General features: G+C 64.4%; 13 protein-coding genes and 1 tRNA gene. 7 read left to right on the top strand and 7 right to left on the bottom strand.

Annotation, left to right across the window (positions count from 1 at the left end; genetic code table 11):
• Positions 1–97: 97 nt before the first annotated feature.
• Both ETC27_RS03085 and ETC27_RS03090 read right to left on the bottom strand, forming a co-directional pair.
• Positions 98–174: transfer RNA gene (locus tag ETC27_RS03085), tRNA-Ile, on the bottom strand.
• Positions 175–236: 62 nt separating this feature from the next.
• Entirely contained in the window at positions 237–1274 is a 1038-nt protein-coding gene (locus ETC27_RS03090; RefSeq protein ID WP_136253491.1) for a hypothetical protein, read from the bottom strand.
• A 69-nt stretch (positions 1275–1343) separates the two neighbouring features.
• Between ETC27_RS03090 and ETC27_RS03095 the strand changes: the two genes are divergently transcribed.
• The 7 genes from ETC27_RS03095 to ETC27_RS03125 all read left to right on the top strand — a co-directional run bounded on the left by ETC27_RS03095 (position 1344) and on the right by ETC27_RS03125 (position 9853).
• A complete protein-coding gene (locus ETC27_RS03095; RefSeq protein ID WP_240724773.1) occupies positions 1344–1955 on the top strand; it encodes a hypothetical protein in 612 nt (203 codons plus the stop codon).
• Positions 1956–2301: 346 nt separating this feature from the next.
• On the top strand, positions 2302–4374 hold the full coding sequence (locus ETC27_RS03100) for a TonB-dependent receptor (RefSeq protein WP_439331787.1): 2073 nt from the start codon (positions 2302–2304) through the stop codon (positions 4372–4374).
• A 259-nt stretch (positions 4375–4633) separates the two neighbouring features.
• A complete protein-coding gene (locus ETC27_RS03105) occupies positions 4634–6091 on the top strand; it encodes a DHA2 family efflux MFS transporter permease subunit (RefSeq protein WP_136253492.1) in 1458 nt (485 codons plus the stop codon).
• On the top strand, positions 6088–7152 hold the full coding sequence (locus tag ETC27_RS03110) for an ABC transporter substrate-binding protein (RefSeq protein WP_136253493.1): 1065 nt from the start codon (positions 6088–6090) through the stop codon (positions 7150–7152). Before ETC27_RS03105 ends, ETC27_RS03110 begins: the two co-directional genes overlap by 4 nt.
• Positions 7146–8144 carry a FecCD family ABC transporter permease gene (locus ETC27_RS03115; protein WP_136253494.1) on the top strand — a complete coding sequence of 333 codons (999 nt, stop codon included), beginning with the start codon at positions 7146–7148 and terminating at the stop codon, positions 8142–8144. Before ETC27_RS03110 ends, ETC27_RS03115 begins: the two co-directional genes overlap by 7 nt.
• Positions 8145–8218: 74 nt before the next feature.
• Complete coding sequence (locus ETC27_RS03120; protein ID WP_136253754.1) at positions 8219–9211, top strand: FecCD family ABC transporter permease; 993 nt, start codon at positions 8219–8221, stop codon at positions 9209–9211.
• Between the two features lie 18 nt (positions 9212–9229).
• Complete coding sequence (locus ETC27_RS03125) at positions 9230–9853, top strand: RraA family protein (RefSeq protein ID WP_136253495.1); 624 nt, start codon at positions 9230–9232, stop codon at positions 9851–9853.
• A 120-nt stretch (positions 9854–9973) separates the two neighbouring features.
• Here ETC27_RS03125 and ETC27_RS03130 read toward each other — a convergent pair whose 3' ends face one another.
• The 5 genes from ETC27_RS03130 to ETC27_RS03150 form a co-directional block, all read right to left on the bottom strand.
• Complete coding sequence (locus tag ETC27_RS03130; protein WP_240724775.1) at positions 9974–11935, bottom strand: IucA/IucC family protein; 1962 nt, start codon at positions 11933–11935, stop codon at positions 9974–9976.
• Positions 11936–12039: 104 nt separating this feature from the next.
• On the bottom strand, positions 12040–12879 hold the full coding sequence (locus ETC27_RS03135) for an HpcH/HpaI aldolase family protein (RefSeq protein WP_136253497.1): 840 nt from the start codon (positions 12877–12879) through the stop codon (positions 12040–12042).
• Complete coding sequence (locus tag ETC27_RS03140; RefSeq protein ID WP_136253498.1) at positions 12873–14768, bottom strand: IucA/IucC family protein; 1896 nt, start codon at positions 14766–14768, stop codon at positions 12873–12875. Before ETC27_RS03140 ends, ETC27_RS03135 begins: the two co-directional genes overlap by 7 nt.
• 46 nt (positions 14769–14814) lie before the next feature.
• Positions 14815–16122: a type III PLP-dependent enzyme gene (locus tag ETC27_RS03145; RefSeq protein ID WP_136253499.1), complete on the bottom strand. Its 1308-nt coding sequence runs from the start codon at positions 16120–16122 to the stop codon at positions 14815–14817.
• Positions 16115–17926 carry an IucA/IucC family protein gene (locus ETC27_RS03150; RefSeq protein WP_136253500.1) on the bottom strand — a complete coding sequence of 604 codons (1812 nt, stop codon included), beginning with the start codon at positions 17924–17926 and terminating at the stop codon, positions 16115–16117. Before ETC27_RS03150 ends, ETC27_RS03145 begins: the two co-directional genes overlap by 8 nt.
• Positions 17927–18123 lie beyond the last annotated feature (197 nt).

Genomic DNA, 18123 nt, shown 5'->3' on the forward strand with positions numbered 1-18123 from the left:
ACATGCCCTTGAAGAAAGCGCCAGACGAACAGGGTGTGGATAAGTACAACGAGGAACAGCGGGGAGGGGAATACAACCAAACGTCGCGGCTTGATGTTGGTGGGCCCAGTCAGACTCGAACTGACGACCAAGGGATTATGAGTCCCCTGCTCTAACCAACTGAGCTATGGGCCCTTATCAGCGCGGGCGTATGATAGCGAATCCCGCCGGACGAGGCCAGCGGGATTCGCGCTACATTAGCTCATTGTGAGGATGGTGTAGGGCGCTTCGCAGGCATGGCGCTCGTCGCGCTCATCGACGCTGCCCAACTCCAGGTTGCGATCGTTGTCATAGGCGACAAACAGGCGGTCGTGATCCAGCACGGCCAGGCCTTCGGCCTTGTGCTCGAACTCAAGCGGTAGGCCTTGGGGTGTGGTCACAAGCTCCGGCTCGCGCCCGGCACGGAAGTCCTCGAGGCTCATTTGCCACAGATAGCCGCCGATGTGCTCTACGCCATCCACTTCGTTCTCGAAGCTGGTCAGCAGGTAGAGCCTGGCGTGGTAGGGGTCGTACTCGAGGCTCGAGAGGCCGCACTCGAAGCGCACGCCATCGAAGCTGTCCGGGTCGAAGGCGTAGAACTCACGCATCTCGTCGAGGAACTCGAGGTTGCCGTTTTCGGTGATCTGGTAGTGGGCACCGACCACCCGGCTGACGTATTCGAAGTCATCGTGGGCTTGGCCCTGCTCGCGCACGCCAAACAGCAGCAGGCCGTCGCCAAGAACGCCGGGGATAGCGGCCAGCCCTTCGATCTTGTAGTACGGAAAGCCGATCGCGCCGTTGAGCTTGCCGCGCAGCTCCAGCGAGCCCTCTACGCCGTCGCGAGGGTCGGGATCGACCACCCGTACCTGGTCGGGCTTGCCAAGCGGCCAGATCAGCAGGTGGTTGTAGTCGTTGAGGGCGTGACTGTCGGCATCCAGGCGATCAAAGCCGGTGGTGGCCAGCACATGGCGGCCATCGGCGCTCAGGGCGAAGTCTTCATACTTCACGGCCTGCTTGATCAGTGGCTGTGTGTAGTAGGTAAGCTTGCTGTCATCGGGCCCGGCATCGCTCATCGGCAGGGCGAAGCAGGCCGAGCGTTCTTCTCCGGGGATCGGCTTGTCGCTTGCCAGCATCAGCCGCTCGCCGTCATAGACCACCGCCGAGACTTCGGCATTGACCAGCTCGCCTTTGGCATCGCGCAGGCCGGCGGGAAAGCAATGAATGGTGCCTTGTTGCAGGATACTGGCGTGGGTCATCGCGGTGTCCTCCGTAGTGGATTATGCTCAATACCTCCACGCTAACACGCCTGCCGGGAGACTCTGCCAGTGTTCACACGAGCTGCACAATCCGGACGCTGGATCGCCTTTGCGGCCAGCCTCGCCTTCTTCACGCTGTTAAGCTTGCCCGCCCAGGCGGCCTGGCAACTGGAACCGGAGCGCTCGACGGTTGAGGCCACGGTGGTCGAAATTACGCCCAGCGGGCCGGTGCCGCACCAGCACCGGGTGCGCGCGCTTGCGGGCAACATCAGTGAGGATGGCACCCTGCGCCTGCCGCTACGCTTGAACCAGACCGATGTGCTGGACCGCCTGGGCAGCATGCCGATATGGCTCAAGGGCGTGACAGAAACGCCGCTAGCCACGCTGGTCACCAAGCTACCGCCGGCGCGCCTCAACGCCTTGGCGGTAGGCGAGTCCTTCACCGACACGCTGCTTTTCACAGTGGATGCCGAGGGTGTGGACCGCGAAGAACCGCTGGCCCTGCGCTTCACTCGCGAGAGCGAATCCCGCATTCGTGTCGCCACCGCCGAGCGGGTGGCAGTGGATGGCCGCGAGCTGATGGCCAATCCTACCCTGCGCACCGTCTTGTTGCTGCTCGGTTACGAGCAGATCGGCGAAGAAGTGCCGATGAGCCTGGATGCGACGCTGATTGATCGCTGAGCCGCTTACCTTACGTGGTCTTGCTCGCCCTCCCTCGACCTTATCCCCTCTTTTGCACTGTTTGCCCTCCCCAGATTGCCGCTAACGCTGTGATGCGTTGGCGCGTTGGCGCGTTGGCGCTTAGCAGTTTAGGCCCGGCCCAGAAAGATCGCGGCATGACAATTATGATTGATAATGCAAATAAGAAAGATTATTGTTCGTGTAAAGACTGTGGACACACAGCACGAGGCTCACTAGAGGCCAACCCAGGATCAATCAAGGAACTGTTTTCGACATGTCTTTCGCTATGCCACACCCCCGACCGCCCTTCGCCCGCGCCATCCTGCCATTGGTCATCTGCGCTGCAATGCCGAACATGGCATTCGGTCAAACGTCTACCAACGGCCAACAAGCCAATGATGCGCTTGAGCCCGTCGTCGTCACCGCCACGCGAAACAAGAGCCGGGCCGGCGAGTCCCCGCAGAAGGTCACCATCATCACCCGCGAGCAGATCGAGCAGCAGCTGGCGATCACCCAGGACCCGGGGCAGGTGCTCAGCAACCTGATTCCTTCCTACTCGCCCAGCCGCCAGAAGCTCTCCAACGCCGGCGAGACCTTCCGCGGCCGCTCGCCGCTGTTCATGATCGATGGCGTGCCGCAGTCCAACCCGCTCCGCGACAGCAGTCGTGACAGCTATACCATCGATCTCTCCATGGTCGAGCGCATCGAGGTGATTCACGGCGCCAGCGCCGAGCACGGCTTGGGGGCCACCGGCGGGATCATCAACTATGTCACCAAGCGCGCCGAGCCTGGTGAGCTGAATCAGCATGTCGGCGTCAGCCTCACCAGCGATGATGACGTCAGTTCCGATGGCCTGGGCCACAAGCTGGACTACCAGGTCAGTGGCCAGCAGGGCGACTGGGATTTCCTGGCCGGTGTGACCCAGCAGAAGCGTGGCGTCTTCTACGACGGCAACGATGAGCCCGTCGGCACCGCCTATCCGGGTGAGATCCAGAACTCCGAGAGCTATGATGTCTTCGGCAAGCTCGGCTACTGGATCGACGATGCCCAGAACATCGAGCTATCCATCAATCGCTTCGAGCTCGAGGGAGAAGGCGACTACGTGCCGGTCACGGGAGACCGTGACAACGGGGTCGCCACCACCGCGCGCAAGGGCGACCCGGATGGCGAGCCGGGTTACAACAAGGTCACCACCGCCCGGTTGTCCTACTCGAACAGCGACTGGCTGGGCAACGAGCTGGATGCCCAGCTCTATACCCAACGCTTCCGCGCCCAGTTCGGCACTACCCCCTACTTCCCGTATCAAGATGAGGCCGGCAACACCCGGTACGACCAGACCCGCAACGAGTCCGACAAGGTCGGCGCTCAGATCACCCTGAACCGTCGCGGCCTGTTCAACGACTATCTCGACATCACCACCGGCGTCGACGTGCTGCAGGACGAGACCAGCCAGGTGCTGGTCGATACCGGTCGCACCTATGTCCCCGAGAGCCAGTTCCGCAACTACGCGGCCTTCCTGCAGGGCGATCTTCATCTCACCGATCGCCTGACCGTGCAAGGCGGCGTGCGCCACGAACTGGCCACCCTGGACGTCGATAGCTACCAGACCATCGATCGCAGCAACGTCACCCAGGACAATGTCAGCGTCGACGGCGGCAGCCCGGATTTCGAGGAGACGCTGTTCAATGCCGGCCTGGTCTATCAGGCGACCGATTGGGCCCAGCTCTATGCCAACTACTCGGAAGGCTTCGGCATGCCGGACGTCGGCCGGGTGCTGCGCGGCATCGACACCAGCGGCCAGGATGTCGACAGCCTGCTGACGCTACAGCCCATCGTCACCGATAACCGCGAGATCGGCGCCCGCTTCGACTGGGAGCGCTACGGCCTCGAGCTGAGCTACTACGAGTCCAACTCCGACTATGGCGAGCGCCTCACCGAGGAGAACGGCACCTGGGTCGGCAACCGCGAGAAAACCGAGATTCAGGGCTATGAGATCACCGGCGAGGCGCGCTTGAACGATGCCCACCAGCTGCGGCTCTCCTACACTCACGCCGAAGGCGAATCCGATCAGGATGGCGATGGCAGCGTCGATACCGAGCTGACCGGTATCAACATCGCTCCGGACACCCTGAAACTCGGCTGGAGCGCCGCCTGGAGCGGCAAGCTCTCCTCACACCTGCAATATAGCCACCTCTTCGACCGCAGCGTCGATGACCCGGAGCTCGAGTTCGACGGCTACGGCCTGATCGATGCCTCCCTGGCCTATCGACTGCCGGTGGGACGCGCCAGCCTGGGTGTAGAGAACGTCACCGACGAGGACTACTTCACCTACTATTCCCAAGCCGCCCGCATCAGCGACGATTACTACTTCAAGGGTCGTGGCCGTACGCTGACGCTGGGCTACCAGGTTGATTTCTAAGGCAAGACGGCCACACGATCTAACGACAGGACACATGGTCTAGCAACAAAGCGGCGCCCCTGAGGCGCCGCTTTGCTATGGCCTGTCGGCCAGTGACGTATTACGTCGACGCCCTTTCTTACACCAGATTCTCATTTGATAACGCTTTGCATTTATTTTTGCACCGTGACATCATTTCTTCTTCTTCTATATCTCACGCAGTGGCGTTCTGCCCGCCAGACGCCCCTGTTTTCAACGACGTTCCACGACGTGAATGACCATGCCGAATGCGTCAGCGCATGGCGGGAAGGTGCTGTTCAGTGTGCTGCTGGGGACCTTTACCGTTAGCCTCAATAACAGCGCCCTGAACCTTGCCGTGGCCGAGCTGATGGCGACCTTCGATGCTCGCGCTACCCAGGTGAGCTGGGTGGTGACGCTGTTCATGATCGCCATGGGCATGACCATGCCCCTGACCGGCTATCTGGCCGATCGCGTCGGTCGCAAGCGCATCTATCTGCTGGGCCTGTGGGGGTTTCTGGCGGGCTCCGCGCTCGGTGCCCTGGCCCCGAGCCTGGCCATCATCATCGTCGCACGTGGGCTACAGGGTGTAGCGGCAGGCCTGATGATTCCGCTGTCCCTGTCGCTTATCTTCTCTGCCTATCCAAGCGACCAGCGAGGCCGTGCCAGCGGCATCTGGGGCTTCGCGGTGATGATTGCCCCGGCCATCGGCCCAAGCGTCGGCGGCCTGTTGCTCGAGATCAGCCACTGGCGGGCGCTATTCCTGATGAACATGCCGTTCGCGGTGTTGGGGCTCGCGTGCGGCTATCGCTATCTCGTCGCGGAACCCGCCAACCACCAACGCCGCTTCGATCTGCCCGGCTTTGTACTGATCACCCTCGGGATGGGCGCCGTGCTGTTCTCGCTCAGCCGAGTGGAAACGCCCACGGATCTGCTCCACGCCGGGTCCCTGCTGCCACTCACCATCGGTCTCCTGGCGCTGGCGGCCTTCGTACGCGTCGAGCGAGGCACCGTCGCGCCCCTGCTCGATCTAGGCCTGTTTGCCCATCGCGGGTATCGGCTCAGCGTCGCTCTGGCCTGCCTGCAGGCGATCATCCTGTTCGGCTGCATCCTGCTGGTGCCGCTGTGGATGCAGAATGCGCTCGGCTTCGGCCCGCTGGAAACCGGCCTGGTATTCCTGGCCACGGCAGTTGCTGCCGCCTGCTGCTCGCCGATGGCGGGACGCCTGATCGACCGCTACCCGCCACAGTGGTGCATCGGCATCGGGCTCGTGATCACCATGGCCAGCCTCACAGGACTCGCCACCCTGACCGAGGCCACTCCGGTATGGATGATCGCGGCCTGGATGGGTCTGCGAGGCCTCGGCCTGGGCTGCGCCTACCTGCCCTCCACCACGGTGGGTATCAAGGAGCTGCCCGAGCACCATGTCGCCCAGGCCTCGGCCATGAACAACATGGCCAGGCGCCTTGTCTCCTCGCTGGGAATCGTTGCGCTCTCGCTCTACTACGACATGGCGGTCAAGGCCGCGCTGGAACAGGGACTTTCCTATGGCGAGGCGAGCGCCGCCGCGCTCCATCATGCCTTCCTCGCTCTGGCGGCGATCGCCGTGCTCTGTCTGCCGCTGGCCTGGCGCCTCGGTCACGCCTCGCGGGATACGGCATCAACCGCTACAGAGCCGGCGCCCCCGCTACAGACCGCATCCTCCAGGAGACCGCAATGAAGACTCGCGCCCGGACCCGACGCCACTGGCTTGCGGCGCTACTGGCCGTTGCCACGGTGCTGGCCATCAGCGACAGCGCTGCCGGCGACGGGCGCAGCCTGACCAATGCGTTCGGCGACACTCAGGTTCCCGACTCTGCGCAACGCGTTGTCACCCTTTATCAGGGCGCCACCGACAGTGCAGTGGCGCTGGGGATCACGCCGATCGGTGTTGTCGATTCCTGGCTCGAGAAGCCCATGTATCGCTACCTGCGTGATGCACTCTCAGGCGTGGAGCACGTCGGCCTGGAGACCCAGCCCAACCTGGAGAAGATTGCCTGGCTGGACCCGGATCTGATCGTGGCTACGCGCTTTCGCCATGAGCGGGTCCGGCCGCTGCTTAAGAAGATCGCACCGACCGTCGCCACCGAGAGCGTCTTCGACTTCAAGGCAAGCCTAGAGCTGATGGCCAAGGCCACCGGCCGAGAGCCCAAGGCGCGTGAACTGCTTGAGGACTGGGACGCGCGAGTAACGGACTTTCGCCGGCAAATCGCCGCGGCGCTGGGTGATGCCTGGCCGCAAAAGGCCGCCGTGGTCCGCTTCAAGAGCGACCATGTGCGTATCTACTCCACCGGATTCGCCGGCTCCATTCTGGATGAGCTGGGCTTCGAGCAGCCCGCCTCGGTGCAGGACCAGGGCTGGGGCATGAAGCTGACCAGCGAGGAAAACATCCCGGTCATGAATGCCGACGTGATCTTCGTGCTCCTGGAGCCGGACGACCCCGCCATTGCCGAGAACTACCGGCACTGGCGCTCGCATCCCCTCTGGCAGCGACTCGACGCCGTGCAGCGCGGCCGGGTCTACGAGGTGGACCCGGTCGACTGGATCATGGGCGGCGGCATTCTGGCCGCCAATGCCATGCTGGATGACCTCTACGCCCACTATGGGCTTGAGCCGAGCCCCGGAGACACCTTGGCAAACCCCGCTACGCCGACATCAGCACAGACGAATCCCGCCCGGGCATGCACCGGCAACTCTGATGCGGTTGACCTTTCCCCGACCGAGGCGCACGCCGCATGCTGAGCCATCGTTTTTCACGCAGCGCGGGGCTGCTGCTGGGCCTCGCGGTGGTCGCGGCGGCCTTCGCGGCAAGCATGATGCTGGGTAACACCGACATCGCCCCACTGACCTTCGTGCAGGCACTACTGCATTACGACCCTTCCCAGGTCGCACACATCATCATCCTGAGGGAGAGGCTGCCGCGGGCGGTGATCGCCGCGCTGGTCGGCGCGAGCCTGGCCATTGCCGGTGCCCTGATGCAGACCATGACCCGCAACCCGCTGGCCTCGCCGAGCCTTCTGGGCATCAACGCCGGGGCCATGTTCTTCGTGGTGATCGCGGTCTCGCTGCTGCCCCTGCATACCCCGGGCGAATACATCTGGGCGGCACTGCTGGGGGCCCTGGTGGCCGCGGGCCTAGTGGTGGTGCTGAGTCGCGGTCAACAGGGGGAGCTCTCGCCGCTGCGGGTGGTGCTTGCCGGCGTGGCCATCACCGCCATGTTTGTTTCGTTCAGCCAGGGCCTGTTGATCATCGACCAGCAGAGCTTCGAGAGCGTGCTCTACTGGCTGGCCGGCTCCGTGTCCGGGCGCGAGCTGTCGCTGGTGGTGCCGCTGCTGCCGTTCTTTGCCATCGCCCTGGCGCTGTGTGCGCTACTCGTGCGACACGCCAATGCCCTGATGCTCGGCGATGACATGGTCAAGGGCCTGGGCATGCGCGCCGGCACCATCAAGCTGCTGCTCGGCCTCGCGGTGATCCTGCTCGCCGGCAGTTCGGTGGCGCTTGCCGGCATGATCGGTTTCGTGGGGCTGATCGTGCCGCACATGGCGCGGGGCCTGTTCGGCGTCGACCACCGCTGGCTGCTGCCGGCCTGTGCCCTGCTGGGGGCAAGCCTGTTGCTGCTGGCCGATGTGGCCTCACGCTTCCTGATGGCGCCGCAGGATGTGCCAGTGGGCGTGATGACGGCCCTGATCGGCACGCCCTTCTTCATCTACCTGGCACGCAGGAAGCCGGCATGACCCTGATGCATTCCCAGCCCTCTTCTCCGCCCTCTTCCCTGAGACAGACCGGCCGCGCCAGCGCCGCCGGGTTCATGACCCGCTATGTGATCATCAGTACCTTGCTCGCTCTGCTGTTGCTGGCAAGCATCGGTTTGTCGCTCACGCTTGGCAGCTTCCCGACCTCGTTCGGAGACGTCACCAAGGCGCTGGTCGCGCCGCAGGATAGCGACATCGCCTTCATCGTCTGGGAACTGCGCCTGCCGCGAATCCTGCTGGCGGTGCTGGTGGGCGCGGCTCTGGCCGTGGCCGGCGCCATTCTTCAGGGCATCGTGCGCAACCCGCTGGCCTCACCGGACGTGATCGGCATCACCAGCGGTGCGGCCATGGCCGCAGTGGTATTTCTGGCGCTTTTCGGCACCGGCCTGAGTATCCATTGGTTGCCGGCCGCGGCACTGATGGGCGCGCTGCTCTCGGCCCTGCTGGTGTTCCTGCTGGCCTGGCGGCACGGCATCACACCCACGCGCATGGTGCTGGTCGGCATCGGGCTCTCCGCGGCGATGGGCGCGGTGACCACCCTGCTGATCGTGATCAGCGACGATGCCGCCGCCATGGTCGCCTATGTGTGGCTGACCGGCAGCCTCTACGCCGCCCAATGGCAGGACGTACTCGGCATGCTGCCCTGGCTGCTGGTCGCCGTGCCGCTGTGTCTGACCCAGGCACGGCACATGGATGCCATGGCGCTCGGCGACCAGGTGGCCCAGGGGCTCGGCGTCAACGTCCTGCGAAGCCGGCTGTTGCTGATGGCCTGCAGCGTGGCGCTAGCCGGCGCGGCGGTGGCCTTCGCCGGCGGGCTCAGCTTCGTGGGCCTGATCGCGCCCCATATCGCCGCCCGCCTGGTCGGGCGAAGCTTTATCCGGCTGGTGCCCATCGCCGCCCTCGTCGGGGCGTTGATCGTGCTATACGCCGACCTGCTCGGCCGGGTGGCCTTCCTGCCCAAGGACCTGCCCGCCGGCATCTTCGTCTCAGGGGTGGGCGCGCCCTTCTTCGTCTATCTGCTGCATCGCACCCGCTACCAGCGTCACTAGGCGCTTGTTGGAGAACCTATGTTCCATATCGTGCCCCGAAAGGAAACCGTCACAGCGCAACAACGCCAGCGCTATCAAGCCCTGGCCACCTCTACTCTGGGACATGTCACCGACTTCGGCGCCATCGCGTCACTGTCGCCGCTGAAGCGCCCAGTACGGCTGCTCGGCACGGCCCTGACGGTCAGGATTCCCCACCTGGACGGCAGCATCATCAAAGAGGCGCTGAAGATGGCCTGCCCCGGCGATGTGCTGGTGATCGATGTGTCCGGCGACCACCACCGGGCCTGCTGGGGCGAGTTTCGCGCCTATGCGGCGCTGCGCAAGGAGCTCGCGGGCGTGGTCACTAACGGCGCCATCACCGACCATGACGCCCTGTCCCGCCTGCCCCTGCCCACCTTCGCGCGAAGCACCAGCCCCCTGACCACCCGGGCGCTGGAACTCGAAGGCGAGATCAACACCCCGGTCGCCATCGACGGCACCGCGATCAATCCGGGCGACCTAGTACTCGGCGACGACGACGGCCTCTTCGTCATTCCGCCGCATCGCGCCGACGCCCTGGCCGAGGCCGCCGAGGCCAAGCAGGCCCAGGAGGAAGAGAAGCGCCGTGCCTTGGCCGCCGACTTCCCCGAGTGGTTCCGCTGAGGGCGCCGCCGGGCTGACATTCCCCCACAATTTCCCCACAAAAGAACACCGCCCGACGAGGTGTCGGGCGGTGTAGGTCTGGGGCCATGGGCGCGGATTACCTCAGTCCACGGTCAGTCCCTAGGACAACGCTTCGGCGGATAGCCCTTCAGACAGCCTCTCGCATTCACCATCGGCAAGCGCCTCATCTGGAGCGACGTCGGCCGACTGCCTGACCCTGACGAAGGGGTTGCAGGTCTCGCTGGTGCCGAAGGGCATGCTGCCAGGCCCACCGGCACGCTCGATGATCGGCGCGATGAGCCGCTTGTAGGGCCACTGCTCCCGCTCGAAAAGCGCCATCTTGAGCATGCCGCGATCGCGCGCATCGAAGGGAAGCGCATCGATACAGGCCTCGAGGCGCGTCGCCATCTCCTGCCACAGCGCATGGCGCGACAAGGCGTAGTGATCCGCCAGGCTGTCGATGATCGCGCGCAAATTGACCTGGATGGCCAGCGTCTGTAGCCAGAACAGCAGGTCCTCGAGGCTATCGTGATACAGGGTATTGGCGTGGCCGGGCTTGATGCAGTAGCCGGGGTCCTGCATGCCGTGGCGCTCGAGGTGTGCGACGCAGATGCGCAGCGAGTCGTGGTCGCGCAACAGTAGCCCCTGACAGCGCCCCTTCCTGAACACCAGCACCGCATTCTGGCCATGCACTTCCGCCAGCATGCCGAGCCGGAACATGCGCAGGTTGATGTCGAAGAACACCTCGCAGAGCTCACCGAACAATGCCTGCACCGAGCACGCATTCGCCGCCAGGCCACGCTGCGCAAGCCAGTCGTCGAACACATGATGCTCGTCCCCCGGCAGCGGTGTGCCCAGCGTGGCCATGGGCACCAGCCGCACACTCGGGTCGTCCAGCAGCGTACGGGGATAGGTGCGTACCATGGCAGACAGATGCCGGGGGGCCTCGTCGAACAGGGTCGCATCCTCCGGCATATAGGCCCACCACTTGGCCTCGTCGCACAGGTAGAGCCCCTCGGCGAGCCGGGTGTCCTTCTGCCTGGCCTGGTGCAGCAGGCGGGCACTGAGATCGCCATTGAACATCTTGACCGCCGGCAGGTAGCGCGAGGCGCCGAGCGAATGGATGGCCATGGGCAGCTTCAGAAAGTGCGGGCTCGCCGTGGTCGGCGCCAGCGAGCGCAGCGAAGAGGTCGCAAGCCAGGGCGTCGTGGCCGCATCCAGCGAGACACAGTCACCCGATGCGAAGGCCGTATCCAGCCACTGGGGAAGCGCGTGGTCGTGCTGCCAAGGATGCACGGGAATGGCAATGTGAGTGTGGGCCAGGCCGCGCGTGGCCATCTCCTCGTCGAGCGCGCGACGCTCCTCCTCACTGACAAGCCATTGGACCGGTGCGGGACAGGCCTCATCGACGCCGGCCCCGGTCATCACCCGGTCGCGGGCCATCGCCACCCAGCGCAAGGTAACGGGGGCATTGAACTCGGCCATGTAGGCGCGATATTCCGACTCATCGAGGCCCTGTTTGGCCTTCGCCGTGGGATGAAAAGGCCGGTCGAGCAGCGATGCCCACTGCTCCATGATCGCGAAGTGGCTAGCCGTATCGCGTGAGGGAAGATCGTGAGTCTCTACCCGATGATCCATGGAGCTCTCCGCCTGCCAGAGGCTATCGGCAAGGGCCTGGAGGAATACCCGCTGTCCCTGATTCAGGGCCGGCTGGTCGCCTCGGGTGACGGCGCCGAAGACATATCGCATGAAGGCGACGGGGTCGAGAGACGTCCACTCCCCACTCTCGTGATGCAGCACGATCACCGGGGTGTGAGGCACTTTCTGCCACTCCTGAGCGATACCGGGGCAAAGCAGCATGACGATGTCGTGATGCTGATCCTGTGGCAGTTGCCAGAAGCACGTCTCACTATCACCGAGATAGGGCCTAAACGCCGCCAAGCGGGCGAGCCGGTCGTCGGCCTCGTCTTCGGCCAGCCAGGTCGCACCGAGGTCATCCAGCAGCCCCTCGACCAGCAGGCCATCCACCAGCGACTGCATGATCTGCGCCTGGGCATGGCGCTTGGCATCAGGAGATTTCATGGTCGTGCGCTCCATCGGGGTAACTGAAACAGACGTCTCGGCAGACGTATCGGAGTGAGTGGTATGGGATCGAGACGCAGTGGACGCCTTCTCAAGCGGTGAACTCATGAGCGGGAGCCCTCGCTTTCCAGGGGTGCCTTAGCGTCGCTCTCCACCGCCGCCATAGCATCGCTCTTTACCGGCGCCGTAGCATCGCCGAGCGCACGCTGCAGGGCGCGAAAAGCGATGCCTCGCTCGTCGCCGAGCATGAAGGCGCCAACGCCACGTGCCTGCCAGCGGGTCTTGGCCACCGCGTGACGCAGGAAGGCGCAATAGGGAACCTTCTGCTCGCTCGCCACACGCTGAACCCGCTCCAGCGCCTGGATGACATTCGGATGTTCGGGCTGCCAAGTCACCCCCAACGACTGGGACAGATCCGCCGCCCCTTCCAGCACCATGTCGAGGCCCGGCACCGCGCAGATCGCCTCGATGTTGGCAACGCCACGGCGGCTTTCGATCATGGCAACCACCATGATCTCCCGGTTGGCCTCGACGACGTACTCGGCGAGCGAGGCCTTGCCGAAGGCGCCGGGCCGACCGGCATTGAGGCTGCGCTCACCTTGCGGGGCGTACTTGCTGGCGGCCACGGCGCGCTCGAGGGTCGCGGCGTCTTCCACGTTAGGCAGCACGATGCCCTGAGCGCCGCCGTCGAGAAGGCGCAACAGGGTCTTGGGGTCGGCATCCGCCACGCGTACCAGGGGCGTCAGCTGATAGCCCTCGGCGGTACGGATCATGTGCTCGACGGTTTCCGGGTTGATCAGCACGTGTTCGGTGTCGATCACCACGAAATCGAAGCCCGCCTCGGCGATCAGTTCGATGGAGGCGGCGGTCGGCATCGAGGCCATGATGCCGTGGACGTCTCGCCCCTCGGCCAGCGCCCGCTTGAGTCGGTTGGTCCTCAGCATGCGGCCTCCTCGTCCGGCGCGAAGGCCGCCAACGGATTGGGAACATATTCGACCTGGGGATCATCGTCACCAAAGAGGCGACGCCGGGTCAGGGCTTCCACTTCCCAGCGGGGGGTGAAAACATCGAAACAGCGATAACGCCTCTCGTGCTGTGGATGGGCGCGCTGGTAGGCCTTGATCTCGTCCGCCGCCATGGCCCAGAAGCGGGACTCGTCCAGTCCGAAATGTCGCTGCAGGAAGATCGCCATTTCCGCCAGGGCGATGAAAAAGAAGGCGTCGCAGGAGTAGTCGCGAACCGCCTCCGGGTCATCGGTCACGATGAAGGAGTTGCGATTGAGGGCGGCATGGCGCTCGGGTATGGGCTCCAGGGCCGGCGCCAGCTCCGGGCGGGCCAGGTGCGCGGGACTGAAGCGCACACCGTCGTGCAGATCCTTCAACGCCACCCGCAGCGGCCAGCCGTCGCGATGAATGACCACGATGTTCTGGCCATGAGACTCCATCCCCACGCCTTCGGCGAATAGCAGGTGGATGATCGGCCAGGTGGCGACATGCACCAGCTGCCGGGTCCATGCTTCCAGGCCGTAGCGCTCGACCCAGGGCTCGATAAAGGGGCTGGCGGGCAGCCCCTCGGCGTCGCGAGTGAACTGGCTCAGCCCGTTGAAAGGCACGGCCCGCTCGCCGTCGTCGAGGAAGGCGCCGATGTTCTGACGCCAGATGGAGCCGATTTTGCCGTACACCGCGTGATAACGCCTGTCCGGAAAGGCGCGCTCGTCCAGCGCCACGCCGGCCACCTCGCCAAGGATCACGAAGCCCGCGGCCCTAGCCGCCTCGTCGGTCGCAATCAGCTGCTGCAGCCATTCGGTGATGATCGGCCCATTGGCGACCGTATGACGCGCGAGGATTCGCGTGCTCGAGGTATTGGTGATGCTCATCGCCAGCTTGAGGTAGGGCTTACGCGTGTCCTGTGGGGCCAGGGTGCGAATCGACTGTTGCGCGGTGAAGAGCGTCTCGCCCTCGCCGAGCCAGGCGATCTCGCCGCTGGCAATCTCGGGATAGAGCGCTGCCACCAGCGCGTTCTCCCATTGCCAGGGGTGCACCGGCATCAACACCACCTCGTCACGCGCCAGCTGGCGCCGGGCGAGGTAGTCATCAAGGCTCGCCAACACGCGCGGACCGGCCTCGTCGGCCAGCCGCTCGGCGAGCGCCTCGCCGCCGACGGCGCCACGATGCGCCAGGTGCGCCGGCACCGCCAGCCAGGCGACCCTCAACGGCTGGGCGAATTCCGGCCCGTAGCGCTGGTTGTCGCGCAGGGAAAAACCGAGCCGTGACTTGTAGCAGGGGTGATAGCTATGCGCGTCGGTGAAGTACTGCTCCAGGGCATCGGCGCCCAGCGTCTGGGGGGCCTCGTCAAGCGACAGCGGCCAGGCCGATGATTGCACGTCCTTGATCAGGGTCTGGGTGAGCTCATTGACGAAGCCGGGCTGGATCGCCCCATCACCAAGCGCTACCTCCAGGTCTTCAAGGAACTGCTCAAGGCTCACCGACGCCTGCATATCCTCCTTGTCCTCGACTATCAGAGAAGCATGCGCGAGGCGGATCAGCCGGAAGCTGTGACATTGCCAGCCGCTGACCCGATAGCGACGCTCGCCAAGCGTCAGGGAAAATATCGTAGTGCCGCTGGCGTCCGCCTCCGGCGCGGCGACGGTCTCATAGGGCAACACGTCCTCGTAGAGCAGGGTCTGCAACAGCTGGCCGACCACACGTTGCTCGATACGGGTGTGATGACGCCAGTCCGAGGCATGAGCAAAGGGCGTAGCGAGGGGCGACGACGCATCGGCGTTATCGTCGCCGGCCGCGACCAGCGGCCTGACTCGTTCATGGGATGACATGGAAATACCTTCAATACCGGGAAAAGGGATCGGCGCACGCAATGGTTCACCTCACTGTCTCGGCGGGTCGCTGGCGTTTCGACTCGCGTTCACTGCGCTTGGGGGAATCGCGCAAGTCGAGACCATCGGGAGCGTCGAGAGCATCACTAGAGTCGCTGACAAAGACCTGCTCGGGACGCGGGTGACAAAGAAAGTCCGCATGCGAGATGTTGTAGCCATAGGCGCCGGCCAACGGCAGCACCAGCAGATCGCCGACCGCCACGCCGGACAGCTCCTGCTTACGACTCAGCACGTCCTTGGGGGTACACAGCTGACCGACCACGGTCCATGACCGGCGCTCGCCCTCACCGGCCCGCTGGGAATCGCGCGGCAGGTGAATGACCGGATGATCATGTCCCTGGGCCGCGGGCAGGCGAAACTGGTGAGTGCCGCCACGACAGACCAGAAAGCCCTCGCCATGGCTGATCTTGGTATCCAGCACCTCGATCGCGTAGTAGCCACAGAAGGCGGACAGGAAGCGGCCGATCTCGAAGCGCACCCGCGGTGGCTCAGGCATCGCCGCCAGTTGCCGCCCCAGGGTCTGGCACAGAAAGGGCCAGTCGAACTGCTCGGACGGCCGGCGATAGTTGACGCCGATGCCGCCCCCGACGTTGAGCTGGGTGACCCGTTCGGGATCACGCGCCAGCGCACGCCAGCGGGGCCAACGCTTGAGATAGGTGGCCAGCAGCCGCAGGTGTCGCCGCTCGCAGGCCTGATGCGACATGGCGTGAACATGAAAGCCCACCAGCCTCAGGTTCGGGGCGGCGTCCACGGCTTGCACCGCATCCTCGAGCTGCGCCTCGTCAATGCCGAACGGCGTGGCGGTGCCGGCCATGCGCAGACGGCTGGAGAACTCCTCAGGCAAGGCGGGATTGATGCGCAGCAGCACGGGCTGGTGGCTATCCAGTGAGGCCGCGACCGCCTGCAAGCGCTCCACCTCACCGAGGCTTTCGACATGGAAGGCCTCGACGCCGCGCATCATGGCCTCTTGCATGTCGGTATCCAGCTTGCCCGGACCGGATAGCACCCAGGGACGCGGTGTCGAACAGGCGCAGGCCCGCTCGATCTCGCCACCGGACGACAACTCCAGCCCGTCGACGATCGGTGCCAGCGTGTCGATGATGGACGCCTCGCTGTTGGCCTTGATCGCATAGTAGAGCTCGACGCCGGGTGGCAAGGCCGCTTTCAAGGCTCGGCCCTGGGCGGCAAGCGCCGGCAAGTCATAGAAGAAGGCCGCCATGGGCTCATCGCACGCCTGCCGATGAGCCGTGATGGCATTGTGTATGCGGTCGGGAATCGCGAGCGGCTCAGCCATAGGCCACCTCCCGGCTCGTGCCCTGGGTGGCATGCCACGGGTTGGGCAAGGCCACGTACTGAGCCTCGCGATCCGCCTTTGCCATCAGCCGCAGCGTGAAGTTGGTCTTGCAGGGCAGCTCGCCCCCCGCCAGCAGCGCATCCAGCTCGGGTGCCTCGACACCCAGCGTCTGTCGCACCCAGCTGAGCTCGTCCAGGGTGTCTTGCCATAACGCGTCGCCGAGGGCCGGACGCTGCCAGCTCAGCGCCAGGATCGCCTCGGCAAGATGATTGACCAGCAGGCAATAGGCGATGCGGTTCCAGCCCTGCTCACGGCTATAGGTCATCGACTCCCTGACACGGGGAGGCAGCGATTCACCCGCGAGCCAGTCAACGCCCTTGTCCTTTGTCAGTTTGATCCCCTCGAAGTCGCGCAGCAGCATCTGCCGAGGCATGCCCGCCTCATGGATCAGTACGCAATTTTGCAGGTGGGGCTCCATGACGATGCCGTGTCGAAAGAACAGTCCCATGACCGGGGCCACCAGCGTCTTCAGGTAGGCCTGGAACCACTCCCGAACCTGGCGTTCCGCGGGCAGTGCATGCTGTGCCTCTTCAGAACCCGAGGCATCGATGTAGGACAACACCATCGGTACCAACTGGGCATCGCGGGCGAACAACGTGGCGCTAAGCAGGCAGCGCTGCGGCGTGAAGCGCTGACAGAAGTTCTCGCGCAGGATCATGCCGGTCTGCTCGCGGAACCAGCGCTGATCGGCCTCATCGCCCGCAACCGGCGTCCAGTGCACCGTGGCCGGCTCCTGCGCCACGCACAGCGCCTGAAGCGCGGCATCCTGCTGCTGGGTGAGCCGATACATGATGCGATCGATGACCAGCGTGCTTTCCAGCTCGTACCAGGCATTCTTGCGCACGCAATTGGTGATGCGCACATTCAGCGACCCCTTGAGGACCCAGGGGTGACCGTCGATGTACCAGGTGCGCATCGATGCGGTCGGCGCGGCGTGCCATCCGCTCGGCCCGAGATCGCCGATGATGCCGTCCTTGATCTGCTCCGCTACCCGGACATCCTTGCGAAAAAGGTCTGCCTGAACTGGGTGCATGCTGAGCACGACACGATCGCCGTCTTCGGCATGACGCTGGTCTGCCACCTGAGCCAACACGTCCGGCGCGTGCAAGCGATTGGCCTGAACACTCAATCCTGCCGCAGGAAAGGAAAACTGATGCAGCGCCGTGGTGGCACAGAATTCCGGCGCGTAGGCGGGCCTGTCCTGCAGCAGGTGAGACGGCCAGTGCCGGGCCTTGGGGGTGGGGTGATTCGGGTGGCCGAACCATAGGCCCTGCTCACTGCAACGATAATCCGTCAGCGGATGCAGCCGGGGCTGTTCGGCGGCATGGGCAACGATCGTGGTCATGACGTCCTGGCTCTGCACGACCTGATCACACAGCGCCTGATTGAGTCGGCCGTCATGCCACTGGCAGTGTGCCAGCAGCGCAGCGATCAACTCGGCCAATGAGGGAGCATGCCACCCCGCGGCTCCAGCCTCTAAGAGATAGACGTCGGAAAGGTAGAAATGGCTGCCGATGACCGAGCGGCGGTCCACCAGTACGAACAGCGCAAGCGATGCCGACCACTCGATCAGAAGCGGTATGCCATGTCGCGGTTCAGGCAGGCCTTCGCGCCGGATGGGAAAGCGATAGGACAGGGTGTCGTTAGGTATTGCCACTTCCTTGATGATGCAGTTCAGCAATGCATGCATGGATGCATGTCGGCTGATCTCGTCGGGTAGACGAGAGGGACGAGCGTCGCTCATGGTGCCTCCGCGAAAATGCGTCCTGTAAAGATTCACCTGCCGGGTAGACGAGCGTGCAGTTGGAGCAAGCCCCTGTCCTGCCTGGAGACTTGGCACCGCCGCCGCTGGTCGTTGCTGCCCGGTGAATCCGCGTGTCCCTCGCTAGTCACTTCTCATCACTTCTCATCACTTCGCGACGTTGTTTTTGGTGACATTGT

Source organism: Onishia niordana (assembly GCF_004798965.1).
Classification (GTDB): Bacteria; Pseudomonadota; Gammaproteobacteria; order Pseudomonadales; family Halomonadaceae; genus Onishia; species Onishia niordana.

Bases quoted from the DNA above. Each gene is read 5' to 3' on its own strand.
- ETC27_RS03125 (WP_136253495.1), top strand. From the start codon at position 9,230: ATGTTCCATATCGTGCCCCGAAAGGAAACCGTCACAGCGCAACAACGC.
- ETC27_RS03145 (WP_136253499.1), bottom strand. From the start codon at position 16,122: ATGGCTGAGCCGCTCGCGATTCCCGACCGCATACACAATGCCATCACG.
- ETC27_RS03105 (WP_136253492.1), top strand. From the start codon at position 4,634: ATGCCGAATGCGTCAGCGCATGGCGGGAAGGTGCTGTTCAGTGTGCTG.
- ETC27_RS03135 (WP_136253497.1), bottom strand. From the start codon at position 12,879: ATGCTGAGGACCAACCGACTCAAGCGGGCGCTGGCCGAGGGGCGAGAC.
- ETC27_RS03120 (WP_136253754.1), top strand. From the start codon at position 8,219: ATGACCCGCTATGTGATCATCAGTACCTTGCTCGCTCTGCTGTTGCTG.
- ETC27_RS03115 (WP_136253494.1), top strand. From the start codon at position 7,146: ATGCTGAGCCATCGTTTTTCACGCAGCGCGGGGCTGCTGCTGGGCCTC.
- ETC27_RS03150 (WP_136253500.1), bottom strand. From the start codon at position 17,926: ATGAGCGACGCTCGTCCCTCTCGTCTACCCGACGAGATCAGCCGACAT.
- ETC27_RS03140 (WP_136253498.1), bottom strand. From the start codon at position 14,768: ATGTCATCCCATGAACGAGTCAGGCCGCTGGTCGCGGCCGGCGACGAT.
- ETC27_RS03130 (WP_240724775.1), bottom strand. From the start codon at position 11,935: ATGAAATCTCCTGATGCCAAGCGCCATGCCCAGGCGCAGATCATGCAG.
- ETC27_RS03110 (WP_136253493.1), top strand. From the start codon at position 6,088: ATGAAGACTCGCGCCCGGACCCGACGCCACTGGCTTGCGGCGCTACTG.
- ETC27_RS03090 (WP_136253491.1), bottom strand. From the start codon at position 1,274: ATGACCCACGCCAGTATCCTGCAACAAGGCACCATTCATTGCTTTCCC.
- ETC27_RS03100 (WP_439331787.1), top strand. From the start codon at position 2,302: ATGCCGAACATGGCATTCGGTCAAACGTCTACCAACGGCCAACAAGCC.